A 25,225-nucleotide genomic window follows, 5' to 3' on the forward strand; every position below is an offset into this window, starting at 1 on the left:
CTCACGGCGCCGTCATCCTGCTGCCGGCGAGGCTGCGCTCGGCCCACGCCGACAGGCGCGAGCGATCGATCTTGGAGTTGTGCCGCACGTCGGTCGGCAGCTGCGGCACGACGAGCACAGCGGCCAGCGGCAGGGCCGAGGCGGCGCGCACGTCGGCCGTCAGCTGCGGGTCTGCGAGCCCGGGGCGGGCCGCCCGCGGCGTGGTCTCGACGACCGCGACCGCCTGGCGCAGCCCGTGCGGGCCGACGCCGACGACGGCGGCGCGACGCACGGCATCCGTCGACTCGACCTGCTGCTCGGTCTCGACCGGCGCGATCGGCCCGTCGGCGGTGACGATCACGTGCTGGATGCGGCCCTCGATCCACACGCGCCCCTCGGCGTCGAGGTGGCCGAGGTCGCCGGTGCGGTGCCAGCGGCTGGCAGGCGTGGCGAGCGGCTCGGTGTCGCGGGTGGCCTCGCGGTCGGTGAGGTGCAGGCGGTCGTAGTGCGCCTTCAGGTGGGGCGCCGAGACGATGACCTCGCCGAGCACACCGGGGCTGGCGCTCGGCTCGCCCGTGGCGCGCCCGTCGGCGTCCAGCGCGCTGACCAGCACGCGGTTGCTGCCGATGGAGGTGCCGACGCAGACGCCGCCGTCGGGCGAGGCGGCCGCCTCGCGCACGCCGCCCAGCGTGATGTCGGCGACCAACAGGCACTCGGTCATGCCGTAGGGCGTGTGCGGGGTGGCGTTCGGCATCAGCTCGGCGACGGCGGTGAGCATCGCCTCGCTGATGGGGGCTCCAGTGGAGAGGAAGGTGCGCACGCCCCCGAGCGCGGCGCGGTCGTCGCTCGTCAGCGCGTCGGCGGTCGCGACGACGTTGAGGATCGCCGCCGGAGACAGGAACACGATGCCGGCGGCGGATGCGCGGACCGCGGCCGCGACGGCGGTGGCCGTCAGGGTGCGCGGCGAGGAGACATCCATGGCGGGCGTCGCCGAGCGCGTGCCGAGCGCGGGGCCGAGCAGCGCGAAGGGCGCGAAGCCCGTGACGAGGCCCGTCTCGGCGGTGATGCCGAGGTGGTCGCCGAGCACGTCGCGGAGGGCGCTGAGCTGCCCGTGCGTGTAGACGACGCCCTTCGCGGGGCCAGTGGAGCCGGAGGTGAACAGGATCGCGGCGGTGTCGTCGGCGCCGGGCTCGGCGGGCAGCTGGGGCCCGCGGGTCGCGGGGGCAGCGGATGCGGATGCGGACGCGGCGAGGTCGTGCAGGCTCGTGGTGACGCCGAGCGCCGCGGCGGCGACGCGCGGCAGGCGCTCGGCCGAGATGCGCGTGCCCGGCCAGCCGAGCGCGCGCGCGGCGGTGAGACCGAGGCGCTCGCCGATGATGAGGTCGGGCCAGGAGCCGCGCACGGCTCGGGTGAGGCCCTTGACGCCGAGGCCCGCGTCGGCGACGACGACGACCGCGCCGATCCGCAGGCACGCGTAGAGCACGGCGGTGAGCGTGGGGCCGGGCTGCAGGAGCAGCGAGACGCGGTCGCCGCGGCGGACCCCCATGCGGTGCAGGCCGGCGGCGATGCGCTCGGACTGCGCGGCGAGCTGGCGCCAGGAGACGCTGCGGCCGCGCGCCATGTCGATGACGGCCACGTCGGAGTCGGCGGCGCGGGCGTCGAGGCGGTGCCAGAGCGGGGTGAAGGGGGTCGCGCCTTCCGCTGGTCGAGGAGATCGCGCCGCCGGCGCGGGCGTCTCGACACCATCGTGCGGCGGGGCGGTGGTCTCGTGACGCGCGCCGGCGGAGCCGGCCCGCTCCTCGACCGGCGGGGCGGCCGGCGGGGTGGCCGACAGGCGGAGCCAGTCGAGGATCGCGGGGGCGTAGGGGCGATCCTCCGCGACGAGGTGGCTCGCGCCCTCGAAGCGGTGCACGGCGGCGTGCGGCAGCCGGTCGACGAGGTCGTCGAGGTAGCGGTCGCCGAAGACCGGGTCGTTCGGGCCCCACAGCATGAGCGCCGGCACCGGCTGCTCGGCGCGACCGAGCGCCGCGACCCCCTCGCTGATGCGGGTGAGCTCGGCGAAGCTCTCATGCCGCTCGTCGACGGGGATGTCGGCGACGAACGCGCCGATGCCCGCCCGCCGGCCGGCCGAGCGGTAGGGCGCCCGGTAGGCGGCCCGCACCGTGGGATCGAGCGACGGTGAGGCGAGCGCGAGGGTCGTGTCGAGGAACGCGCTCGTCTGCATCGTCGAGGCGGCGAGCACGCCGCGCGCGCCCGCGAGCCGCAGGGGCGCCGGGATCGGCACGCCGCCCGGGTGGTGCACCGCGGTGTTCAGCAGCGCGATGCCCGCGAGCTGCTCGGGGTGGTCGACGGCCCAGCCGAGCGAGACGACGCCGCCCCAGTCGTGCCCGAGGGTGACGACCGGGCCCGAGAGCGCCAGCGCATCCGTCAGCGCCCCGAGATCCTGCACGCGCTGCGCGAGCGGGCGTGCCGATCCCGTGCGCTCCGAGTAGCCCATCTCGAGCTGATCCACCGCGACCACGCGCCAGGCGGGCTCCCCCGCCGCGGCGCGCCGGAGCGACTCCGCGGCGACCCGGCGCCACAGGTAGCTCCAGGTCGGGTTGCCGTGCACCGCGAGGATCGTGCCGGCCACGGGCGCGCCCGCGCCGGACCCATCCGGGCCGCCCTGCCCACGCAGCTGCGCCAGCGCATCCGCCGTGTCCAGGCAGTGCCACTCGCGAGTCGTACCGGCGTCGCGCCCCACGCCCGGCACGCGCACGATGCGGCTCCAGGCGGGGTCGAGCTCAGGCAGGTCGCGCGGCGGCAGCGAGGCGGCTGCCGCGGTCGCTGAGCCCGCGCGCGCGGGGCCCGCACTCACCAGGCGAGCTCCATCATCGCGGTGTTGAGGCCGGAGCCCACGCCCATGAGCAGCACCCGGTCGCCGCGGTTGAGGCTCGGCGCCTGCTCGGCGAGGGTGATGGGGATGGATGCGGGGCCGACGTTGCCGTACTGCGGGAACGTCGTGGGCACGCGGGCGGGGTCGAGCTTCGCGGCCTTGAGGATGGCGTTCGTGTGCACCGAGGAGACCTGGTGCGTGATGTAGCGATCCATGTCGTGCCAGCGCCAGTCGGGCTTCGCCTCGTCCCAGGCGGAGACGACGAGGTCGAGGCCGCCCTTCAGCAGCTCCTTGGCGTTCGTGTACATGCCCTCGGCGCTGCCCACGCACAGGTCGTGGAACTGCGTGGCGGCGCGGGTGACGCCGCCCAGGATGCGGTGGCCGCCGGGGTGCTCGTCGGCGCGGCCCAGCACGGCGGCGGCGGAGCCCGAGCCGAGCGTGAGGGTCGCGAACTCGCTGAGGAAGTCGTCGCGCTTGACGCCCTCGCCGAGCAGCCGCTCGATGGTGTTGACCTGGATGTCGTCCGCGTCCTCGCCGTTCACGACGATCGCGTGGCGGATCTGCCCCGACTCGATCATGCTCGCCGCGAGGCTCATGCCGTTGACGAAGCCGAGGCAGGCGTTCGCGACGTCGAAGTTGACGGCCGAGCTCGGCAGGCCGAGCCCGTGGTGCAGCCGCACCGCGACCGAGGGCTCGAGGTGCTTGCGCGTGACGCTCGTGTTGATGAGCAGACCGACGTCGGCCGGGTCGACGCCCGCCTGCGCCAGGGCCTTCTCGCCCGCGTCGATCGTGGCCAGGTCGGCCGACTCGCCGTCGGCCCAGTTGCGGCGCTCGAGCACGCCGGCGACCCGGCGCAGCAGCCCGCCCTTCAGGCGCAGGCGCGAGAGCGAGGCGCCGAGGCGCTCCTCGATCTCCTCCGAGGTCGTCACCCGGCTCGGCAGCGTGCTCGCGACCGAGAGCAGTGCGACGTTGCTGAATCGGGTGGTCGCGTTGCCAGCCACAGAACCTCCGTCGCGGGCCCGATAGCGGTGGTGTGGCCCGTCTGCCAGCGTACCGAGCGCGCCTATGTGGTTGCCGGATGTGTTGGGGCGGCTACGCGGTCGACGCGCCGTCGGAGCGCGAGCGGGGCGCGAGCCGCGCGCGAGCTGCGTGCGAGCTGGCGCGCGAGCTGACGCCCTCCTCTTCGCGGACCCCTCCTGTCATCGGCGACCCGGTGCGCCAGGTCGAACTTGGCGGCAGGGGTCCGGGAGTTGGCCCGAGAACGGCTACGCGAAGCGCTGATCTCGGTGCCGCGAAGTGCCGAGCTCGCTATCGCGAACTGCCGAACTCTACGTCGCGAAATGCCGAACCTACTATCGCGAACTGCCGAACTCGAACTATCGTGGAGCCATGGCTCCCCTGATCGCTCGCCACGCCACACCAGTTGCCGCGCGACGACTCGCACGCTCCCCCGCGCTGATCATCGAAGGAGCGCGGCAGGTCGGGAAGAGCACATTGGCGCAGCAGATCGCTGACGAGGACGCCGTGCACGTGACCCTCGACGACGAACAGGTCCGTGACGCGGCTCGAGAAGACCCAGAAGGCTTCGTCATGCAGGGCGGCGGCCAGCAGCTCGTCATCGACGAGCTGCAGCGCATGCCTGCACTGACGCTCGCTCTCAAGTCGGCAATCGATCGTGATCGGCGACCCGGCCGTTTCATCGTGACCGGATCCGCCAGCCTGCTCTCGGTGCGCGGCACAGCGGACAGCCTCGCTGGCCGCGCGGCCCGCCTTCGACTCCATGGCTTCAGCCAAGGGGAACTCCTCCAGCAACAAGACGATCTCGTTCATTCGGTGCGCACGCTGGGACTGGACCAATTCGCTCGATCGACCGGCACGCACACGCGCACCGGGTACTCGGCCATCATCTCCGCCGGCTCATTCCCCGAAGCTTCGGGTTTCGCTGAGCGAGACCGAGCCGAGTGGATCGACGATTACCTCCAGGCGGTCGTGACGCGAGATCTCCCGGACTTGCGGCGTGAGGTTCGACCGGCTCGGGCGATGGCTCTCCTTCGAGCACTGTCTGGTCGGCAATCGTCGGAGCTCGTGCTCGCGCGGCTCGCCGCCGAAGTGGACATCCCGAGGACCACGCTCCCGGCGTATCTGGACCTGCTGCGGGATGTCGGGCTGATCACCACCGTCCCGCCGTGGACGCCAAACCTGGCGAAGCGCGAGATCGGGCGCCAGAAAACCGTCGTGCTCGACAGTGCCGTAGCGACCCGCCTCGCCCGCGTCACTCGCGATCAGCTTCGATCCATCCCTTATGGCGAAGCTCTTGGGTCGTTTCTCGAGTCGTGGGTTACGGCAGAGCTGCTCAAGCAGCAGACGTGGTCAAGAGAGGAGTTCGAACTCTTCCACTATCGCGATCGTGACGGCCTCGAAGTCGATCTCGTGATCGAGCTGGCCGACGGCGGCGTGATCGCCATCGAGGTGAAGGCTTCGAGCTCATACAGCGCGAAGCAGTTCCTCGGCCTGAAGAAGTTGCGCGATGCCCTCGGTGAACGCTTCATCGGTGGCATCGTGCTAGGCACGTCCGAAGGCGGCTATCGTTTCGCGGATCGACTGGTTGGGGCTCCGATCTCGGTCCTCTGGGAGCCGGCCCCGTAAGCACGGCTGGCTCACGGGACCGGCGAACGGCGCCCCGCCCTACGGCGTCGGCATGCCGCCGTTCACGTTGAGCGTCTCGCCGATCACGTAGCTCGACTCGGGCGAGGCGAGGAAGACGTAGGCGGGAGCGAGCTCGGTGGGCTGGCCGGCGCGGCCGAGCGGGGTCGACTGGCCGAACTCGGGCAGCGCCTCCTTCGGCTGGCCGCCGGAGGGCTGCAGCGGGGTCCAGATCGGGCCCGGCGCGACCGCGTTGACGCGGATGCCCTGCGGAGCGAGCTGCTGCCCCAGGCTCTTCGTGAAGTTGTTGATCGCGGCCTTCGTCGAGGCGTAGTCGACGAGCACCTCCGGCGCCATGTAGGCGACGACCGAGGTGGTGTTGATGATCGTCGAGCCGGGCTGCAGGTGCTCGAGCGCTGCCCGCGTGATGCGGAACATCGCGAAGACGTTCACCGCGTAGGTGTCGACCATCTGCTCGTCGGGCAGCTCGGCGAGGCTCTTCGCCGCGATCTGCTTGCCCGCGTTGTTCACGAGGATGTCGAGCCCGCCCAGGCCCTGCACCGCGTCCGCCACCAGCGACTCGCAGAAGGCCTTGTCGGTGAGGTCGCCGGGCAGCAGCACGGCGGTGCGGCCGGCCTCCTCGACGATGCGCTTGACCTCCTGCGCGTCGGGCTCCTCGTCGGGCAGGTAGTTGATGGCGACGTCGGCGCCCTCGCGGGCGAAGGCGATCGCGACGGCCGCGCCGATGCCCGAGTCGCCGCCGGTGATGAGCGCCTTGCGGCCCTCAAGGCGGCCCGTGCCGCGGTAGGAGCGCTCGCCGCGGTCGCTCTTGGGGAGCAGCTGCTGGTCGAGGCCCGGCTCGGCCTGATCCTGCTCGGGCGGCTCGATGACCGGGTATCGGGTGACGGGGTTCTGGAAGGCCAGCTGGTCGGTGGTCTCGTGGTCGGCGTCGTCGGCGCTGGCGTGCGCTGCGCTCGCGTTGGTCTGGTCGGTCATGTCCGCTCCTCGCATTGGCCGTTCCGGGCTCTCCACGCTATTGAGGCGGATGGGTGGGGTACAAGGTGCGGGGCAGACTCACACCAAACGCCCACCCGGCGGCCACTGCAGCACGGCTGCGCCGATGAATCCGTCCTGAACGCTCTGCTGCTTCCGTGCAGCATGCGGTCGACATCCTCGACGACTTCGCAGACCCGCACCGGGCGAGCATCACCTGCGCGGGAGACGGCGTCAGCGCGCGAGGAGCAGCTTGCCGCCCGGGGCTCCCGGGGAGCCCATCAGCTCGTGCGCGCGGTCAGCCTCGACGAGCGGCACCGTCGCGCCGATCACCGGCTGCAGCCGGCCCGAGGCGAGCAGCGGCCACACGTGCTCGCGCACCTGGCGCACGACCTCCGCCTTCGAGCCGCGTCCCCCGTCGCGCGGCCGTGCGCGCAGGGTCATCGCACGAAGCGTGACGCGGCGCTGCATGAGCCTGCGCAGGTCGACCTCGGCCTGCGTGCCGCCCTGCACGGCGATCACCGTGAGCACGCCGTCGAGCGCGAGCGCCTCGAGGTTGCGGTCGAGGTAGTCGGCGCCGATCACGTCGAGCACGAACCCGGCGCCGCGGCCGCCCGTCGCGCCCTGCACCACCTCGACGAAGTCCTCGCTGCGGTAGTCGACGACGATCTCCGCGCCCAGCGACGCGCACAGCTCGCGGTGCCGCGCGCTCGCGGTCGCCGCCACGCGCCATCCGCGGGCCCGCAGCATCTGGATCGCCATCGTGCCGATGCCGCCGGATCCGCCGTGCACCAGCGCCAGCTCGCCGGCCTCCGGCTCGGGCAGATCGCGGATCGCGGTCCACACCGTGCACACCGCCTCCGGCAGCGCGGCGGCCTCAGTGAGCGAGACGCCCTCGGGCACCGGCAGCAGCTGGGTCACCGGCACGGCCGCGCGCTCGGCGTACCCGCCGCCCGCGAGCAGCGCGCACACCTCGTCGCCCACCGACCAGCCCGTCACGCCCTCGCCGAGCTCGACGATCGTCCCCGAGCACTCGAGGCCCAGCACGTCCGACTCCCCCGCGGGCGAGGGATACTTGCCCGCGCGCTGCATCAGGTCGGCGCGATTGACCGCGGCGGCCGCGATCTCGACGAGCACCTCGCCCGCGGCCGGCGCGACATCCGGCACCTCCGACCACGTCATCGGCCCATCCACCTCGAACTGCATCGCCTTCATGTCGTGCTCCTCTCTCCTGCTGATCCTGCCCTGGAGCGTTGCGCATCGAAGCGCGCCGACCGCTGACCCTCGCACGCTCAACCACACACGGCGGGGAACGTCGGCAAGGTCGAAACCGACATCCCTCACAACGCAATCAGACGCGAGCGACCGCCCGCACCGGCGACCCGTCAAGCGCCTGCAACCGAAGCGGCAGCGCGATCAGCTCGCACGTCTCCCCTGGCACGTCCCCGAGCCCACGCAGGTTCTCGATGATGAGCCCGCCGGCGCCGAGCCACCGCTCGTGCACCGCGAGCGTCGGAGGCTCGTCCCTCGCTTCGCCGGCCGCCATGTCGGAGAGGTCGGGGCTCAGCGTGTCGACGCCCAGGACGTCGACGCCGAGCGCGAGCAGCGCATCCGCCAGTTCGAGCGACACCGACGGGTGCTGCAGCATGCGCGCGGTGCCCCAGTGGGCATCCCAGCCGGTGTGGACGAGGGCGATCCGCTCGTTGTCCCAGGCGGCAAGCTGCTGCTCGAGCGCGGCGGCGCCGATCGTCTCGCCATCGCTCGCCGCCACTCGCAGGATGCGCGCCCGCCCGACGAGCCGAGCCGGATCGATCTCGTCGATGACCGCACCGCCCTCGATCGAGTGCGACGGCGCATCCACGTGGGTGCCGGAGTGCGTGCCGAGCTGCAGCGCGGTCACGGCGAAGCCGTCGACGGCGATGCTCGTGGCCGGCGCCGTCGCCACCTCCGGGTCGCCCGGGTAGACCGGCATGCCCCTGAAGATGGGATGCGACAGGTCGATGATCACGATGCGTCTGCCTCGGCGCCCTCGACCTCCGCCAGGTGCCGCGACTCGACCGCCTCGTCCCCACCGACCTTCGCCGCCCGCGCCCACACCCGGTAGAGGAGGAACGCGATCGCGAAGGTCGGCAGCGCCGCGCCGACCGGCGACGACCACCAGAAGGCGAGCGCGAGGTAGGTGAGCGCGCCGATCGCCAAGGAGACGATCGACGCCCAGCGCACGCCGCCGGTGAACCAGTAGCCGCCGCCGGAGCGCTCGAGGATGTCGCGCGTAGTCGCGTCGGCGGATCAGGTAGTAGTCGACGATCATGATCGCGAACACCGGGATGAAAGGGCGCCGATGGTCGAGAGGAACGTCGTGAACTGGTCGAGCAAGCCGAGGAAGGTCGAACCGGTGATCGCGATCGCGCCGACGACGAGCGCGGTCGGCAGGAAGCGCAGCGGCTTGCGGGTGGGGAGCGCGTTCGTGAGCGAGAGCGTCATCCCGTACATGACCATCGTGTTGCTCGCCATGACCGACAGGAAGATCGCGATCGCGAGCGGGGCGCCGAACGCCTCGATGATCGTCACCGGATCGAAGGCGATCGCCTCGACGCCGGAGAGCAGCACGAAGGCGATCGCGACTGCGCCGAGCGTCATCGTGAGCGTGGTGGAGAGCGTGTAGCCGACGAAGGCGCCGACGCCGCCAGCCCGCTGCGTGCGGGCGACCCGGGTGAGGTCGGCGGAGAGCACCGTCCACGAGATGGCGGTGGCGAAGACGATGTCGAACACGAGCGAGCTCGTCATGCCGGCCTCCGGATCCGGCTCGATGGCCGCGAACTCGGCGGGCGCGTAGGTCGTGAGCGCGGTCACGAAGATGTAGGCCATGATCGCGAGGATCACGAGCGCGAAGCAGGGCTCGATGCGGGCGACGCCCTCGTGGCCGAAGATCGCGAGCGCCACAACGATCGCCTGACAGATCGCCGCCTACATCGCCGGGTTCGAGTAGCCGGTCGCCTGCGAGACGAGCCAGTCGATCGACATGCCGGCGAGCATCGCCTGCAGCCACGACCAGCCCATCAGCACGATGAAGTTCGAGATCGCGGGCACGATCGAGCCGCGCAGCCGGAAGGAGCCACGCGTGAGCGACATCGTCGGAAGCCCGGTGCGCACGCCCATGATGCCGATGAGCGTCAGCACGATCGCGCCGAGCAGCGTGCCGACGACGATCCACAGGATCGCCTCGACGAGGCTCACGCCCGGCACGAAGAGCGTGCCAGTGAGGAGCGTCGTGACGACGAGGTTGGCGGCGAGCCAGATGAGCAGCACGCGGCCCATGCCGCGGTTGCCACGGATCGGCCCGAAGCCGCCAGAGCCCTCCTCGATCCGGTCGATGAAGCGGCGGCGGGTGGTGTCGGTCATGGTCGCTCCTCGGTCCTACCCCAGTGGTGGAGTGGCAGGCGAAGCCCGCGTATCCAAAGCACTTCAGTCATCGCGATCGGCGAACGCGTCCGCCTCTGCATCATCGTCGTGGTGCGCCGGGATCGGCGAAAGGTGCTCATGCACGGCGAGCAGCCGCCCATCGCGCCGGGCGAAGACGATCGAATCCCGCTCGCGGTAGGCCTCGAGCGCATCGAAAGTGCCCGCGGTCGTCTCCAGCTCGTGCAGGTAGACGCCGCCGTCCCCGACCGCCCGCACGTGGTCCCACAGCGTGCGGCACTCGGTGACGCGCCAGCCGCTCGCTTGCAGGTCGCGCCACGCAGATCGCCAGGCGTCGGCGCCGAGCAACGGCTCCGGGTCGGCGTGGAAGGCGAAGGAGCAGTCCGCGACGAAGCCGGCGAAGTACGCCTCCTCGTCGTTGTCACGGAAGGCGCGAACGATCACCTGTGCTGCGAAGCGGATCTCGTCATCGAGGGTCATGGCACAGGTCTAGTGCACCCTTGCGCCTTGTGTCGACGCACCCTCCGCAAGGCCTCGCGCGCGCATCTCAGTAGCGGCTGGCCTCCTACAGAGTTCAACGTCTCAGATTTGACCCCGCCTCGAGCGCTCAAGCCGGTACGACAGGAATCCTTTGCACCGTCGCCGCCGCGCCCAGTCGTCTAACCTGCCGCGCATGATTCACCAGATTCAGCTTACTGAAGAAGGGCAGCCAATCGTTGCCACTCCGGGCGGAAGAGGCGACCACGCAGTAGGCAACGCGGTAACGCCCACGATCAACCGGCTCGTCGCCGGACGGAAGCAACTCCAGCCATTCCGCCAAGTCAGGGGGGTTGAGTTGCTTCATTTTTTCTCGAGCACGCGCTCGAAATTCCGCGCTCTCAATAAACGTCTCGAAGCTGACGGACCCTTGCGCGAACAGGTGGCTGAGTGAGGACGACCGACTTTTGCGCTTCACATGCACGAAGGTGCCGTCCTTCGTCAACACGTCGCAGAGCTCGATGTCGCTAGAGGCGCCAGGCGGTCGGGCCAACACGCCGTCGAGCCTCAGGCGATCGACGGCAAATTCCGCGAGACGCGTGTTGAAGGCGCCCTCCTTCTCGTTGTCGAGTGCGTCAGGCGCAGAAACGACGTCAATCGCGATCGTCGCCACCTGGCGATCGATCTCCTCAGTCAGGGATTCGCTCACCTCGTACCACTGTCCGTCGCTCAACACATAGAGTTGCCCATCCGCTCCTCGAACCTCGCCAACGAGGCACTTAAATAGTGGCCACTGTGCATCGATTTCGCCGCTCCTGGCCCACCTGATCGACACTCGTCGCGACTTCAACTGACTGACCGTGACATTGCGGAACCCGTCGGGCAGCGCCTCAGCGTACTCATCGAGATCGAGGTCGAAAAATTCTCGGCCCTTTGCTCCGGTGATAAGGAAGGTGTCGATCTCATCCCATGACTTGACCTCAGGCATCGCGAGGTGCATGCCTGAGGTGTCGCCTGATCGCAGTTGACGAATGAGAGTCTCATTCAGGCCGTCACTCTCTGCACCGGTTCTAACTGCCCGTAAATCGTCGACCCAGCCGAACCGCTCCTCGTAGGCTGCCTCGCCGAAAGCTTCCGCCGCCTCGGTGAGTACAGTCGCCAAGCCTGTCGCTTCCAGGTCGACCGCCACGACGAGTGCGTCAGAGCCACTGATCCGGCTTCCGAGCCGTTCGTCAACGGCATCTCCTGCGACTGCGCGGAGGATGTCGCGCGCAGAGTCGATTCCGAATGCCGCAGCATCCACGCTCCTACTAGCTTGGCTCGCCGATGAGATGACCTGGTCCTCGAGTGTCTTGGTGTCGATGCTTCGGAGTTTGTCGGGCGCGACTCGGTTGAGTACGACACGTAACCCGAAGCGACTCACAACTTTCGACAAATCGAGTAGCGAGCGACCATGCCCGAACGTGACAGCGAAGTGCCTCGAGCCGTGTGCTACAACGAGGAGCCCGGAAGCCGAAGCAATCTTCGCCGTATCGATGGGAGCGGCGAGCAGAGGCTCTACATACGTTGCCCACGGCGGCTTCCTCGGCGCTCTCGTAACAAGGAAGAATCGTCCACTCAGGCCGCTCGCAGGGCTCAGCTCGATGGCGGTCGGTGACTTCGCCGCGTCCGGACTGAGTGCGTCTTCCGGGGCGGAAACTCCGTCCAGCAAGAAGATGGTGAATCTGGCTTTAGCCACGCTCGCCTCCTCGCGCACGCAAATCCCCAATCATGGACGCGTCGCTCGGGTCTGCCGGTTCTCGCTGTACCGCGGTGCCATCTGCTCCATCTGATCCATGACGAGCCTGATCGCTTCGGGCTGCCGGTCCGGCGGATAGCCGTGCTTCACGAGCAGCCGCTTGATCGACGAGCGAAGCTTCGCTCGCACGTCGTCGCGCACCGTCCAGTCCGTGCGCACGTCGCGGCGCATCACCGCGACGAGCTCGCGCGCGATCTCGGCGAGCACGCCCTCACCCTGCACTTCGACGGCGGATTCGTTCTGCGCGACGGCGTCGAAGAACGCAAGCTCGTCGTCGTTCAGTGGCGGCGAGAAGCGCTTGCCACGCTCGACGTCCGCAGCGATCTCCTTCGCGAGCTCGACGAGCTCGGCGATGACCTCAGCCGACGTCAGCTGCTGGTTCGTGTATCGGTTCATCACCTCGGCGATCCGCTCCGCGAACGCCCGCTGCCGCACCAGGTTCGAGGCCGAGGTTCGTTTCGACTCCTCGACGAGCGTCGCGCGCAGCGCCTCGATCGCGAGCTGCGGATTGGGCGCAGCCTGCGCCTTCGCGATGAACTCGGGATGCAGTTCGTGCAGCGATGGCCGAGGGATGCCTGCCGCCTCGTAGATGTCGACGATGTCGCCGGTGCCCGTCGCCTTCGCGACGAGGTCGCCGAGCACGCGTGCGATGTCCGCGGGCACCGGTTCTCCTCGGGCCTGCCGCTCGCGCGCGTCGAACTTCGCGACGAGGATCCGCACCTCTTCGTAGAAGCGGATCTCCTGCTTGAGGTCGGCGAGCGTCGCCATGCCGCCGGCGAGCGCCCATGCACGAGCCAGCTGCCCCGTGAGCCTCCGGAACGACGCGGCCCGTGTCTCCTGCTCGAGCTCGGGCGCATTCGCCGGGTCTGCGGCATCACGGATGTGGTTGGCCGCGCCGGTCACGGCACGCACCATCGAGCGCGGGTCGTTGCGATCGAGCTCGCGGCGCCAGTCGTACTCGCTGAGCAGCAGTCGCAGCTCGTCGACCATCGCGCGCGCGACCACTGCCGCCTCGTCGATCTCGCGGCCGACGGGTCGCTCCACCTGGTCGGTCTGCGTGTACTCGGCGAGCGCCTTCGAGAGGTTCTCGACCAGTGGCGCGTACGAGACCAGCAGTCCGTCGCGCTTGCCGCGGAATGTGCGGTTCACCCGCGCGAGCGTCTGCATGAGCAGCGCGCCCTTGAGCGGCCGGTCCAGGTAGAGCGTGTGCAGCGGCGGAGCGTCGAAGCCGGTGAGCATCATGTCCTTGACGATCACGAGTTCGAGCTCGTCGTCGACGTCCTTCAGCCGCTCCTTGATCGCCGCGTTCTGGCTGTCGCGCCGCACGTGATCGCTGATCGGCTGCGGGTCTGCGGGGGTGCCCGAGTAGACGACCTTGATGACGCCGGCCGAGTCGGCATCCGCGTGCCACTCGGGCCGCAACGCGACGATCTCGGCGTAGAGCCGGGCGCAGATGTCGCGCGTGGCGCCGACGATGAGCGCCTTGCCGTGAGCTCCGATGAACGGCGTCATGGCCGAGCGGCGCCGCTCCCAGTGCTCGACGATGTCGGCGGCGAGCGTCCGCAGGCGCTCGGGTGCGCCGTAGACCGCGTTGAGCACGGCGACCGACGCCTCGAGCTTCGCTCGCTCGGCCTCGTCGAGCCCAACGGTCGCCTCGTCGGCGGCCGCGTTGATCTGGTCCTCACTCAGTTCTCGCTCGACCGCGATGAGCCGTGGTTCGAACGAGACCGGCACGGTAGCGCCGTCGTCGACCGCGCGCGTGAGGTCGTAGATGTCGATGTAGTCGCCGAACACCTCGCGAGTGTTGCGCTCGGCGAAGGAGATGGGCGTACCGGTGAAGGCGATGAGCGTCGCGTTCGGCAGCGCGTCGCGCAAGTGCCGCGCGTAGCCGTCGAGGTCGTCGTAGTGACTGCGGTGCGCCTCGTCGACGACCACCACGACGTTGCGGCGGGAGGAGAGCAGCGGATGCGCGAGGCCGGCATCGCGCTCGGCCCGCGTGGGTGCGAACTTCTGTAGGGTCGTGAAGAGGATGCCGCCGGTGGAACGGCCGTCGAGCGCGTCTCGCAGCGCCTGCCGCGAGCCGACGCGCTGGGGCCGCTCAGGGAGCAGCAGGCTGCGCGAGAACCCGTCGAAGAGCTGCGAGTCGAGCTCGTTGCGGTCGGTGATGACGACGATCGTGGGGTTGCCGAGCTGCGGCTTCCTGGCTATGAGCGCCGAGTAGAGCTCCATCTCCATCGACTTGCCCGAGCCCTGGGTGTGCCAGACGACGCCGGCCTTGCCGTTCGAGCGCACCGCCTCGATCGTCGCCGCGACGGCCTTCGTCACGGCGAAGTACTGGTGCGGCTTGGCGATCCGCTTGGTCAGGCCCTCGTCGCTGCCGTCGAAGGCCGTGTAGTGCCGCACGAGCTGCAGAAACCGCTCCTGGTTGCCTAGCCCGTCCAGGACCTGCTCGAGCCCCGTGTCGGGTGCGCCCGGCGAGCCGTACTCGAGAGGACTGCCGTCCTCATCCACGTTCCACGGCGCGATGTGGTTGAGCGGCGTGAATGGTGTGCCGTACTTCGCGGTCTGCCCGTTGCTGAAGATCGCGAGGACGGTGAAGCGGAACGCCATCGGCAACTCGCGCACGTAGGTCTGCACCTGCGCGTGGGCGGCGGCCGTCTCGTCATCGGCGCTGGAGCGCTTAAGCTCGACGATCCCCAGCGGCATGCCGTTGACATAGAGCACGACGTCGAAGCGCCGGTGGTGCTCGCGGTCGCGCACCGTCACCTGGTTGACAGCGAGCCAGTCGTTCTCCTCCGGCCGCTCGCTCAGCACGCGGATTGTCGGGTGCTGCTCGACGCCCTGCTCGTCGATGTAGCTCAGGCGGTAGCCGCCGACGAGGATCTCGTGGATGCGGTGGTTCTCAGCGATCGCATCCTGGCTCGTCGGCTGCGCGATCTCGCCGAGCGCCTGCACGAGGTGCTGTGGCGGCAGGTGCGGGTTGAGCCGCTGCATCGCCGCCAGCAACCGCGGACGGATGAGCGGATCGTCCCAGCGATCCCGCTCGGCCGTGCCGGGCGCGATCTCGGAGCCGTGCACGGGCTGCCACCCGAGCGGCTCGGCGAGCGTCTCGAGCGCGATCTCCTCCCACGTCGCTTCCGAGATCAGCGCCATCTCACACCGCCTCCTCGACCGCTCGCTCTGCGTCCTTGACGCGAAGCCTGCCAGACATCAGTTCTGGCAACAGAGCATCGCGGAGCGACCCGAGGCGGGTCGATTCTCGGTCGAGCGAGGCGATAAGCGACTCGATGGTTGCCAGTTCCGCTTCCAAATCGGCCGCAATAGAGGGACGGACGATGGGAACGGCAAGCCCCTCAAGCCCGGAGCGGTTGATCGAGCTGAAGATGGTCCCCTCGGCGTCGAAGGGAGCCCAAAGCTCAGGGTGGACCTTCAGCACATTGAACAGCGTCCAGGGCGTGGACGTGGTGGTGCGGATGGACGCAAGTCCGCGGCCGATGCACACCGCATCGTGTGCAATGTTGACTCGACCAACAGGCGCGCGGACGCTAAGCAGCGTGTCGCCCGCCTGCGCCCACCTAGTGACCGATTTGGTCCAGACCCGGGGCGTCGGCGTCCGGATGCCGAAGTCACGCACGCCTTGATAGAAGACAGTCCCGTCGCCGTCTTCGTTTAAGGACTCGCCGGAAGGCGAGGATCCCATCGTGACCGCGGCAAGCTCGCTGAGCGGCTTGTGGGTGGACGGATATAGGGCCGCCCTTGTCTTCGCCGTCGCTAACCGGTCCGCTGCCGCAATGAGTTTCGCGTTGGCAGCGAGCTTGTCGTCGAGTGCGCCCAGCACCTCGGCAATCGCGTGCTGTGCCGGCAGCGCCGGTACTTGCGTGGCGACCGCTGCCAGGTCCGTTTGCTTGATGTAGGGCAATGCGCTGCCCACGGCGATCTCGGAAAGTCGCACCGTTCGCAGGAGGTAATAAAGAAACTCCGGAACGACGCGATCTCGGATTGGCAGCGCGGCCATGAGATTATTGTCGAAAGTTATGTCCTCCCGCACGTACCTGACGCGTTCCGACTTGAGTCCCTCACCAATCTTGGCGAAGAGAGACGATCCCCCCGGCGCTCGAGTCACGCGCATGCGCTCCAACTGTTCACTGGTCAGCCAATGCTTGGGCGGACGAAGGTCTCGCTGGTCGTCGGATCCGAGGTCACTTACCTTCGCGAATCCAAGGGCTCCACGGCGGTTTCCCTGCTCGGTCTTGGGAAATGCCGTCCCTGCCTTGAAACGGCAGATGTCGCCGAGCGTGACGCTATGCCAGGTCACGAGACGCGATCCAGCTGCTCGCGCACGACCGCTGTCAGGCGGTCGGACTCGTTGATCTGGTCGAGCAGCTCCGCAGTGAGGCGCTCGAGCTTCTGCTCGATGGGTTCGCCGTCGTCCTCGGCTTCGGGGCGGCCGACGTAGCGGCCGGGGGTGAGGGCGTAGTCAGCATCCTTAATCTGGGCGAGCGCCGCCGAGTAAGAGTAGCCCGGCACGTTCTCGTAGGAGCAGGCGTCCGGCGCCGACTCGGTGCCGCGCCAGGCGTGGAAGGTGTCGGCGATGCGGGCGATGTCGTCGTCGCTCAGGGCTCGCTCGGCGCGATCGACCATGTGACCGAGGTTGCGGGCGTCGATGAAGAGCACCTGCCCGGTGCGGTCGATCGACCCGTTTTTGCCCGCTGACTTGTCCTTCGCGAAGAACCACACGCAGACCGGGATGCCGGTCGAGCGAAAGAGCTGCCCCGGCAGCGCCACCATGCATGAGACCAGATCGGCCTCGACGATCTCGGCGCGGATCTTGCCTTCACCGCTCGAGTTCGACGACATCGAACCGTTGGCCATCACGACTCCGGCCCGGCCCTCGGGTGCAAGCTTCGAGAGTATGTGCTGGATCCAGGCGTAGTTCGCGTTGCCGGCGGGTGGCACGCCGAAGCGCCAGCGCGCGTCGTCCTCCTTGCGGGCCCAATCCTTGATGTTGAACGGCGGGTTCGCCATGATCACGTCGGCCTCGAGCCCCGGGTGCAGGTCGCGCGCGAACGTGTCGCCCCAGGACGAGCCGAGGTTGCCCTGCAGGCCGTGGATCGCGAGGTTCATGCGCGCCATGCGCCAGGTGCGCTCGTTGTGCTCCTGGCCGTAGACGGAGATGTCGCTGCCCTCGTGGTCGTGCGCCTCGAGGAACTTCTCGGCCTGCACGAACATGCCGCCCGAGCCGCAGCACGGGTCGTAGACGCGACCGCTCTTCGGCTCGAGCAGCTCGACGAGCACGCGCACGACGCCCGCCGGCGTGTAGAACTCGCCCCCTCGCTTGCCCTCGGCAGCGGCGAACTTCTCGAGGAAGTACTCGTACACCTCGCCCAGCAGGTCACGGGCCCGCCTGGCGCCCTCACCCGCGAAGCGCGCGTTGTCGAGCAGGCCGATGAGCTCGCCGAGACGCCGCTGGTCGACGCTGTCGCGGTTAAACGCGCGAGGCAGCGTGCCGGCGAGGGGCGCGTTCTCGTCCATGAGCGCCTTCATCGCGTCGTCGATTAACTGCCCGGCAGACTTCCGGCCCTCACCCTCGGCACCCTCGGCGCCCTTCGCGCTCGCGGCGAGGAACGTCCAGCGCGCGTGCTCCGGCACCCAGAAGACCCCATGCCCGACGTACTCGTCGACGTCGTCGATTAGCTGCGCGACCTGCCCCTCGTCGAGCCCGTCCGCCTCGAGCTCCGACCGGATCTTCCCGCGACGCTCCTCGAAAGCATCCGACACGTACTTCAGGAAGACGAGGCCGAGCACGACGTCCTTGTACTGCGACGCATCCATCGACCCGCGCAGCTTGTCGGCCGCCTTCCACAGCGTATCTTTGAGCTCCTTCATCGTCGAGGGTGCTGCCTCGACCGTTGCCTTGCGTGCCACCTAGTGACCTCCTTCTTCGGTCTGCTCGTCAGCCTGCTCACCCGAAGGGGCGAGCACGCCGGCGACGAATCCATCCACGAGCGCCCGCTCGTACTCCTCGAGCCGCGCGAGCTGCTGGTGCAGCACGCCCATGCGGTCGACGATGTCGACCAGCGACTCGCGCATCGCCGGGTGCACGCCCGGGTCGAGCCGACGCACCGGCCAGGTCTTCCAGTCGCCGCGCGCGAAGCGCTCGATGTCATGCTCGAGCAGTGCCGGCTCGATCGGCGCGTCTGCAGCTCGGTCGACTCGCAGGACCGCGGCGGGGGCTTCGACGACGAGGGCGCCGTAGCGATCGAGCATCGCGGCCGGGGACTCACCGCCGACGACGACGACATCGCCGGGCTCGGTGAGCCTGGCGGTGCGGCCCAGTTGCGCGAATCGCAGCCGGTCGACGTAGCGGGTCTCGCGCGACCCCCGGATCTCGCTGGGCGAGATGACGCGAAAGCCACGCTGCGGGTCGTCCGTGAAGAGGTCCGCAGGGATGCGCGTGCCCGGGATGCGGCGGACCTGCCGGTTGCGCACGAGCTCGCCGAGCGCGGCGGGCGGAAGCGGCGCCTCGCGCCCCTCGTGCGGGGCGACCGGAGGCATTCGCTCGCCGAACGCTTCCACACGGCTGCGCGCTTCGAAGAAGCGCGAGACGAGCTCGGCGTCGGAGATGACGTCGGGGCGACGAGGCCTGGAGGGCACGAGGCGGCCGCTGAGCGCGAGCAGGGAGCGCAACGGCACCGGCCGGCCGAAGCGGAAGGCGCGCAGATGCCTCTCGTGGCGGTCGCCGAGGCTGCTCAGCAGGTCGAGCACCGCATCGTGGCGCACGTCCGGGGTCAGATCGAGGTCGTCGAGGTCGACGGCCACGACCGAGCGATCGGCCGCCGGCACATCGTGCTGCGGCGAGCCCAGCACCCAGACGGCCAGATGCGCTCGCGAAGCGCCTACAGCGCACCCTCGCGGGAGCCGCACGATCGAGCGCAGTCGGCCGAGGCGAAGGATGCTCGCGCGCAGTCGATCTGCCTCCCCCTTGAGCGGCTCGATCAGCAACGACGCCGGGCCGATGACGAGGGAGTGCTGGTCATCGGTCATCGAGAGCGCGACGTCGTCGATCTCGGTCAGGCTTCGTACAGCGGGGAAGTCGCCCGAGACGGGCAGCTGCACGACGTGCAGCGCGGGTTTGCCGTCGGGCGCGTCGGCGAGCGTCCTCGTGCCGCTCGCCTGGCCGGATACGGCGATCATCCGCCGCAGCGCCCGCAGGTCGCCATCGGCTGAGCCGCGCACCGCGATGTCGACCTCCCGGTCGGCAGCCATCACCAGACGTCGCATCAGCGGGCCCGCGGCTGCGACCGGCAGCATCAGCGTCGGCGCGACGTCGCGGCCTTCGACGGCGGCGGCCACTATGCCGCGAGCCGCCGCTTCGATCAGGTCGAGCGCCGGCTCGGCCAACGCGAGCGCGCGGTCGGTGTCTGATGCGTCCAGCAGACGCGAGAGGGCAGCGATCGTCGTGTAGTCGGCATCGACCGCGGCGTCGACGTGGCGCGCGAGCCGCGGAAGCTCGTCGGCGCAGGCGATGACCTCTGCACGAAGCATCACGTCGTCAGGATCGACCTCGAGCGCGAGACGCTGCAGCTCGGCGGCGTCGAGCACAGCGATCGGTGCGCCGTGCAGTTCGCGCAGCGTCATCAGCGCGGCCAGCGACGCGCGCGAGTCTGCGCCAGCAGTCGGGGGCACGACGAACGCCGCGGCGTCGAGCAACGCCTCAGGGTTGTTGCCGCGGCCCGTGCGCGCGAGCCACGCGCCGACCTCTGCAGCGTCGAACGTCGGCCGCTGCGGGTCATCGTTGATCGGCGTCGGGAACGGATCTTCTGCGGAACGGGTGCGGCTGCGCCACATCGACACGACAGGGCGCTGCACGCGGGCGAGCCGCGCGACGCCCTGCATGCCGATCGTGGTCACCGAGCCCCCTTCCATCGCGTTCAGCATAAGTGCGGTGGTGCTCCGACATGCGTTAAGTTTTGATAAGAGGCCTTATCGCCGTATTTGGTGCGGATTTCGGCGACCGACTGCATGCTCGTCACGTCGCATCCCGCGGCACATGAAGGTCGATCGAGAGGAGCATCCGATGAACTCGACCCTCACCCGCAGCGCCGCAATGAGTGCTGCACTGATCGCCAGCCTCGGCCTGTCCGCATGCTTCATGCCGCCCGCGCCTGCCGCTGCCCCGTCCGGTGGCACCGCCTCTTCGGCAGAGGTTGAGGAGCCAGCCGTCGAGCCCACTACGGCTGAGCCGGCGGCCTCGAGCGAAGCGGCGGAGCCGCCCGCCGAGCAGGGCACGCGCGACAACCCGTGGCGCGCGGGCGACCAGCTCGTGACCGACGAGTGGGAGCTCGTCGTCGGCGCCACGAACCTCGACGCGAATGTGATCGTCGCAGAGGGCAACATGTTCAACGACCCGCCGGAGGCCGAGTTCCAGTACATCCAGGTGCCGCTCTCAGTCACCTACGTCGGGGACGAGTCGGCCAGCACGATGGAGATCCAGGTCGCGTACGTCGCGGCCTCGGGAGAGACGTACGAGGCCTGGGATGCATCTGTCGCCGTACCCGACGACAACCAGATGCAGGAGCTCTACAGCGGCGGCACTGCGTCATTCAACGAGTACCTGATGGTGCCCTCCGAGGGCATCGCCGATGGGCTCTTGCGCGTGGAAGTCGGCATGATCGGCGGCGCCCAGGGCTTCGTCACGCTCGATTGACGACCATGCTGCCACATCGAGAGGAAGCCGCAACACCCGGTCAGCGCTTCCGCGTCCGCGTCAAGTTCATCTGCAAAGACGACACTGAGCATTTCATCGGGCTCGAGTCACGTCGGGGACTCCCGATGGAGCTGCGCTGGCCTGAAGCGCAGTCGTCGGGAGTCTCCCCGGGCGGTGGGCGCGGCCCGTGCACCCTGCCCGCCGATGCCGTCGAGCGGGTCGACCGCGAGCTGCGCGAGCGTTTCGAGCACTGGCACCGGCTCGGCTACGTCGAGCTGCACGCCTGAGTTGTCGACTTGGGTCAGCACACGACCGGCGCTGCACCCCGTCGACCGCCAGTCTTGTGCCTGCTCGCTGGCAGGAGCGCAACGTTAGGCGAAGCGCTCGGAGACGCGCGCGCGCACCCAGTCGGCGAGTTCGTCGTCGATCTCCCACTCCGTGCCGACCACGGGGCGCGCGGCAGTCGCGTGCTCGCGCAGCACCTCGCGCACGGTCTTCGGATGCGTGCCGAGTTCATCCGCGAGGGTCGCCGGGGTGTGGCGTCCACCGACGCCTGCGTGAGCCAGCGTCGCGGCGTCTTCGGAGCTGAGCAGTGCTCGGATGTCCTCAGGGGATAGCCGATGCGACTGGGCGGCGCGCTCGCCCTCCACAGGCACACCCTCCTCGCGGAGCAGATCCAGCGGTTCACGACCGGCCTGCGGCAACTCGGAGCGCCATGTGAACCCAGGGGAGACGGCGCCAGACACCTGCAGCACGCGCCAAGGATTCGGCACGGGATTGGTGGCGATGTACTGCCCCAATGGATTCGCGTGCGTGCCGATGACGGCCGCCAGATCGCCGTAGGAGGCCCAGCGGCCGCTCGGCAGCGCGTCCATCAGGCGGCGCAGAATCTTCCACTGGCGGGTGATCCTCGTATCAGTGCGAGAGGTGGCGACGCCCTCCCAGCCGACCAGGGCGACGCGCATGTCCATGAGCGACTGCCCGCTCGTCGACAGGCGCCAGAACCAGGTGCCAGAGATGCTGCGGTTGTCACCGCGCGCGGCCTTCGCGGCAGCGGTCGGCGAATTGAAGCGACGACCGTCGACGTCAAGCGATCCGTCGGCGCGCACGATTGCCCGGCGATGGGCGAAGCGACCCGCCCCGTGCAACTCGTCTCCGTCGTGGAGCTTTCCTCGCTCCAGCAGGAACACGACATCCGTCGCCCGCGTCCCGGCTTCGCTCGCCATGTCTTGGACGACCTCATGACCTTCTGGCACGGACCAGGTGCGAAGGATGCCCCCGACCATGCGCTTGGTACGACGCTCGATCGCAGCCTCGTCCCAGACGTCCTCTTCGAGCACATCACGCAGCAGCAGGTCTGTCGAGCTCGTGCGGAACGCCTCACGCTTGCCGTCGCCGAAACGCTGCCCCCAGCCGAGGTTGCCTACCGAGGCGTTGAAGCGTTGCGGCAGCAACGCAAGGTTGCCAAAACTGTGGACGAGGCGGTCACGCTCGGCCTCGTCGCGGTCACCACGAGGCCAGTTGGCTCGCCAAGCCTCCGGCATGATGTGCTCCACCTGGCTGCTGTGCCGAGTCATGCGCGCGTGCGATGTGCGGGCGTGGCCGGTGACGAACCCGCGCGCATCGTCCTCGAGCGCTTCGAGCACCATCCGGAGCCTTGACCGCTTCAGCTGCTTGTACGCAGCCATGGCAGGGAGGCCGGTCTCCAGCATGGCGTCATCGGGCCAGACGCCCAATCCCTGCGCGGTCATCAGATAGTCCTCGACGACCCCGGCCGGGTCGCCCTGCGCCTCGTCGATGCGCTGCACGAGCTCGACCGCGAAGCGCGGCGCCGGGGTCAGCGAGTGACCCAGCAGCACTTTCCGCACGACCCAGCTCTCGACCATCGCGAACACGCGGTCCACCGACGGGCCGATCTGCGAGGCGTTCCGCGCCCGGCGCTCCAGGCCGCTCACGTAGATGAACAGCGGCCAGAAGGTTCCGACGTCCGCAGCCTGCAGGCGGTAGACCGTGAGCTCACGGCCCTCGATCTGACCACTGCCTTCGGCTGCTTCCACGAGCCTGCGGTACTCCTGCGCGCTCGCGACGAACTCCTCGACGAGGGCGGCGATCGAGTCAGCACTCGTCTGGACAACCTTCTTGAACGCCCTGAAGACGTCGGTCGCCGGCACCAGCTCCCGCAACCTCGCCGACAGCCAGTGGTTGGCGAACAGCGCGAAGCGCGGTCGCGAGAGCTGGCCCTGCCGGACCTCTGTCTCCCAGAACTTGTCCTCGAATTGACGCCAGCGTGTCTCGTACATCCGCGCGACATCAGCGCCCTCTGCAACGGCGTGCTGGAAGACGAAGTTCTTGATGAGGTCGGTCGGCTGCAACGGAGTCATGCGGGCGTTGAGCGTTTCGAAGATGCTCTGCGCGTTCTCGTTCTGCTCGAGCGAGATGACGACAAGCTCGAGCTTCGAGAGGAGCACCTCGACGAGCTGAGAGGCGCGAAGAGCACGTTGCATCGGCTCCGACGCGGCCTCGACGAAGGCAAGGCATGCACGACTGAAGAACCGGTGCGCCTTGGCCAGCTTGTGCGAGCGATGCTCGAGGCGACTGTGGTCGACGGGCGCGGCCGCCGTCATGACCTCGACGAACGCGGCGTGATCGCGAGTGGTCGGCGTCAGCTTCAAGCGGTCGTCGTCCGAGGACCGGAACGCGGGAGGGTTCTCGGTCAGGGTGGTGAGCCGCCCGCTGAGCGCCTCGCCTCCCTCGATCGCGTGCTCGAGCGCGCCCGCGACTGCGTCGAGGAGCAGTTGCAGCGTGGTGAGGCGCTGCTGTCCGTCGATCACATCCCAGGCGCTGAGCCCGCCGGGCTGGCTCTCTGCACGCTGCAGCACGATCGCGCCGAGGAAGTGGGTCTCAGTCGGCGCCGTCACGGCAAGAGCCACGAGATGCTCGACGTCCTCCCAGAGCAGCTGCCACTGCCCTTCCTCATCCCAGGCATACGCGCGCTGGAACATCGGCACGTTGAGATGCTGCGGCGCGCTCAGCAGGTCTGTGAGGGTCTTCTTACTCGTCTGCATCGGGAACCATCACTCTCTCGATCTCACGCACTCGATCGACTGGTTCGAGCGCAAGACCTCATTCGGCCTCGGCACCGCGCTCGCCATCGCGCTTCCGCTGGAACAGCGAGCTCAGCCGTTCCGACGTGCCGCTCGCAAAGTCCTTGGCTGCGGACCCGGCACCCTTGAGTGCCGTGAGCGCGCGCGCTTCATCGGCGACGCCATCGCCGTCGAGGTCGATGGGGCGGAAGTAGTCGGTGGCATCAGACACAGCGGCGAGGGCGCGCTCCCGGGTGACGGCGACCCCGCCGCCTTCCTCCTGCTGCGCGTCGGCCGCCGCGCGCGCCTCGGTCATGAGACGCACGTACTCGGCGGCGTCGACCCCGGGCGGAGGCAGCTCGCGGAGATGATCCATGAGGCGTCGGGCCTGGACGCCGAGCATGACGTATGTGAGCGCGCCGGAGACGACGCCGCCGACGACGGGCACGACCTTGCTGGCGGCCTTGGCGAAGCTGTCCTTCGTCAGCTGCACGCCGACCACGCGGAGCACCTGCTTCATCGGTGTGTACCAGGCAGTCTTCGTCAGCGCGATGCCTGCGATCTGTCGCTGGACGGCGGGGCGCGCGACGTTCGCCGCGAATGCCGTCAGCGAAGCCGTCGCGCCGCCGACGCCCATCATGACGCCGAGGAACATCGTCAGCATCCCGAGCGTCTCGTCGTCGATCTCGTCAGTGTCCTCGAGGAAGGACTGCCAGCCGTAGATGTACGAGACCTTCTGCATGATGCGGAAGGCGTGCACGTAGAACTGGGCGATGTCACCGGGAACCGTGCCGAGCATCGCGAGGCCGCCCGGGAGGCCGGCCACGAATGATAGGGCCGTCGACTTGCGTGCCTCAAACTCAATGGCAGCCAGTGCCATCTCGTCGAGCACGGCGGGAGCGATGCCGGCTGCCGCGAGGTTCTCCTCTAGCGCCCTCTGGATGACAGCGCCAGAGGTGCCACGCTTGTGCAGCTCGGCCTTCAGGAACTGCTCGCGGTCGATCCGGACACCCTTCAGCCGGATCGCCGTGGTGAGGAACGCGACCGCATACTCCTCTGCGCCACGGCGCTGCTCTTCGTTCATGCCCATCCAGGTCGCGTTCGCCTCAGTTTGGAGGTCGACGTCCACGAGCAACGCGGGGGCCTCGCTCGACATGTCAGGGGATTCATCGGCGGCGCGCGCTTCGATGTGCATATTCAGTCTCGCTTCATTGCCCAGTTGCCGGCTAGCCCGGTGAAGTCGAACGTAC

Annotated in this window: 19 protein-coding genes; 3 read left to right on the forward strand and 16 right to left on the reverse strand. The window is 69.1% G+C overall.

Annotated elements, in window-relative coordinates; genetic code table 11:
• Position 1: 1 nt before the first annotated feature.
• Entirely contained in the window at positions 2-2,836 is a 2,835-nt protein-coding gene (locus AA0Z99_RS10540; protein ID WP_413317123.1) for an alpha/beta fold hydrolase, read from the reverse strand.
• Positions 2,833-3,855 (reverse strand): 3-oxoacyl-ACP synthase III, encoded by a 1,023-nt coding sequence (locus tag AA0Z99_RS10545; protein WP_413317125.1) that lies wholly within the window; start codon positions 3,853-3,855, stop codon positions 2,833-2,835. The genes AA0Z99_RS10540 and AA0Z99_RS10545 overlap by 4 nt, the downstream gene beginning before the upstream one ends.
• Before the next feature lie 388 nt (positions 3,856-4,243).
• On the opposite strand from AA0Z99_RS10545, the gene AA0Z99_RS10550 reads away from it, so the two are divergent.
• On the forward strand, positions 4,244-5,500 hold the full coding sequence (locus tag AA0Z99_RS10550) for an ATP-binding protein (protein ID WP_413317127.1): 1,257 nt from the start codon (positions 4,244-4,246) through the stop codon (positions 5,498-5,500).
• A gap of 39 nt (positions 5,501-5,539) precedes the next feature.
• Here AA0Z99_RS10550 and AA0Z99_RS10555 read toward each other — a convergent pair whose 3' ends face one another.
• From AA0Z99_RS10555 to AA0Z99_RS10610, 12 genes are all read right to left on the reverse strand, one after another.
• Positions 5,540-6,493: an SDR family oxidoreductase gene (locus tag AA0Z99_RS10555; protein ID WP_413317129.1), complete on the reverse strand. Its 954-nt coding sequence runs from the start codon at positions 6,491-6,493 to the stop codon at positions 5,540-5,542.
• 231 nt (positions 6,494-6,724) lie between these two features.
• Positions 6,725-7,705 (reverse strand): NAD(P)H-quinone oxidoreductase, encoded by a 981-nt coding sequence (locus tag AA0Z99_RS10560; RefSeq protein ID WP_413317131.1) that lies wholly within the window; start codon positions 7,703-7,705, stop codon positions 6,725-6,727.
• A 136-nt stretch (positions 7,706-7,841) separates the two neighbouring features.
• Positions 7,842-8,498 carry a cyclase family protein gene (locus AA0Z99_RS10565; RefSeq protein ID WP_413317133.1) on the reverse strand — a complete coding sequence of 219 codons (657 nt, stop codon included), beginning with the start codon at positions 8,496-8,498 and terminating at the stop codon, positions 7,842-7,844.
• On the reverse strand, positions 8,495-8,713 hold the full coding sequence (locus tag AA0Z99_RS10570) for a hypothetical protein (RefSeq protein ID WP_413317135.1): 219 nt from the start codon (positions 8,711-8,713) through the stop codon (positions 8,495-8,497). Before AA0Z99_RS10570 ends, AA0Z99_RS10565 begins: the two co-directional genes overlap by 4 nt.
• An 84-nt stretch (positions 8,714-8,797) precedes the next feature.
• On the reverse strand, positions 8,798-9,433 hold the full coding sequence (locus AA0Z99_RS10575) for a hypothetical protein (protein ID WP_413317137.1): 636 nt from the start codon (positions 9,431-9,433) through the stop codon (positions 8,798-8,800).
• Positions 9,434-9,457: 24 nt separating this feature from the next.
• A complete protein-coding gene (locus AA0Z99_RS10580) occupies positions 9,458-9,892 on the reverse strand; it encodes a cytosine permease (protein ID WP_413317139.1) in 435 nt (144 codons plus the stop codon).
• 63 nt (positions 9,893-9,955) lie between these two features.
• Positions 9,956-10,390, reverse strand: coding sequence for a nuclear transport factor 2 family protein (locus AA0Z99_RS10585; protein WP_413317141.1), 435 nt, complete (start codon positions 10,388-10,390; stop codon positions 9,956-9,958).
• 127 nt (positions 10,391-10,517) lie between these two features.
• Entirely contained in the window at positions 10,518-12,125 is a 1,608-nt protein-coding gene (locus AA0Z99_RS10590; RefSeq protein ID WP_413317142.1) for a DUF6119 family protein, read from the reverse strand.
• A 30-nt stretch (positions 12,126-12,155) separates the two neighbouring features.
• A complete protein-coding gene (locus tag AA0Z99_RS10595) occupies positions 12,156-15,338 on the reverse strand; it encodes a type I restriction endonuclease subunit R (protein ID WP_413317144.1) in 3,183 nt (1,060 codons plus the stop codon).
• 1 nt (position 15,339) lies between these two features.
• Positions 15,340-16,500: a restriction endonuclease subunit S gene (locus AA0Z99_RS10600; RefSeq protein WP_413317146.1), complete on the reverse strand. Its 1,161-nt coding sequence runs from the start codon at positions 16,498-16,500 to the stop codon at positions 15,340-15,342.
• Complete coding sequence (locus AA0Z99_RS10605) at positions 16,497-18,071, reverse strand: type I restriction-modification system subunit M (RefSeq protein ID WP_413320842.1); 1,575 nt, start codon at positions 18,069-18,071, stop codon at positions 16,497-16,499. Before AA0Z99_RS10605 ends, AA0Z99_RS10600 begins: the two co-directional genes overlap by 4 nt.
• 39 nt (positions 18,072-18,110) lie before the next feature.
• Positions 18,111-20,096, reverse strand: coding sequence for a hypothetical protein (locus AA0Z99_RS10610; protein WP_413317148.1), 1,986 nt, complete (start codon positions 20,094-20,096; stop codon positions 18,111-18,113).
• Here AA0Z99_RS10610 and AA0Z99_RS10615 point away from each other — a divergent pair.
• Positions 20,080-20,892: a hypothetical protein gene (locus AA0Z99_RS10615; protein ID WP_413317150.1), complete on the forward strand. Its 813-nt coding sequence runs from the start codon at positions 20,080-20,082 to the stop codon at positions 20,890-20,892. The two genes, AA0Z99_RS10610 and AA0Z99_RS10615, sit on opposite strands and share 17 nt — an antisense overlap.
• Complete coding sequence (locus AA0Z99_RS10620; protein ID WP_413317152.1) at positions 20,889-21,179, forward strand: hypothetical protein; 291 nt, start codon at positions 20,889-20,891, stop codon at positions 21,177-21,179. Before AA0Z99_RS10615 ends, AA0Z99_RS10620 begins: the two co-directional genes overlap by 4 nt.
• An 84-nt stretch (positions 21,180-21,263) precedes the next feature.
• On the opposite strand, the gene AA0Z99_RS10625 is transcribed toward AA0Z99_RS10620, so the two are convergent.
• Positions 21,264-23,957 carry a DUF262 domain-containing protein gene (locus AA0Z99_RS10625; RefSeq protein ID WP_413317154.1) on the reverse strand — a complete coding sequence of 898 codons (2,694 nt, stop codon included), beginning with the start codon at positions 23,955-23,957 and terminating at the stop codon, positions 21,264-21,266.
• Between the two features lie 58 nt (positions 23,958-24,015).
• On the reverse strand, positions 24,016-25,170 hold the full coding sequence (locus AA0Z99_RS10630) for a hypothetical protein (protein WP_413317156.1): 1,155 nt from the start codon (positions 25,168-25,170) through the stop codon (positions 24,016-24,018).
• Positions 25,171-25,225: the final 55 nt, after the last annotated feature.

Origin of the sequence: Agrococcus phoenicis, from assembly GCF_047302415.1 — a bacterium.
Classification (GTDB): domain Bacteria; phylum Actinomycetota; class Actinomycetes; order Actinomycetales; family Microbacteriaceae; genus Agrococcus.

Coding starts and splice junctions, on each gene's coding strand:
- AA0Z99_RS10550 (WP_413317127.1), top strand. CDS start 4,244: ATGGCTCCCCTGATCGCTCGCCACGCCACACCAGTTGCCGCGCGACGA.
- AA0Z99_RS10555 (WP_413317129.1), bottom strand. CDS start 6,493: ATGACCGACCAGACCAACGCGAGCGCAGCGCACGCCAGCGCCGACGAC.
- AA0Z99_RS10560 (WP_413317131.1), bottom strand. CDS start 7,705: ATGAAGGCGATGCAGTTCGAGGTGGATGGGCCGATGACGTGGTCGGAG.
- AA0Z99_RS10580 (WP_413317139.1), bottom strand. CDS start 9,892: ATGACCGACACCACCCGCCGCCGCTTCATCGACCGGATCGAGGAGGGC.
- AA0Z99_RS10585 (WP_413317141.1), bottom strand. CDS start 10,390: ATGACCCTCGATGACGAGATCCGCTTCGCAGCACAGGTGATCGTTCGC.
- AA0Z99_RS10595 (WP_413317144.1), bottom strand. CDS start 15,338: ATGGCGCTGATCTCGGAAGCGACGTGGGAGGAGATCGCGCTCGAGACG.
- AA0Z99_RS10605 (WP_413320842.1), bottom strand. CDS start 18,071: ATGAAGGAGCTCAAAGATACGCTGTGGAAGGCGGCCGACAAGCTGCGC.
- AA0Z99_RS10615 (WP_413317150.1), top strand. CDS start 20,080: ATGCCGATCGTGGTCACCGAGCCCCCTTCCATCGCGTTCAGCATAAGT.
- AA0Z99_RS10625 (WP_413317154.1), bottom strand. CDS start 23,957: ATGCAGACGAGTAAGAAGACCCTCACAGACCTGCTGAGCGCGCCGCAG.
- AA0Z99_RS10630 (WP_413317156.1), bottom strand. CDS start 25,170: ATGCACATCGAAGCGCGCGCCGCCGATGAATCCCCTGACATGTCGAGC.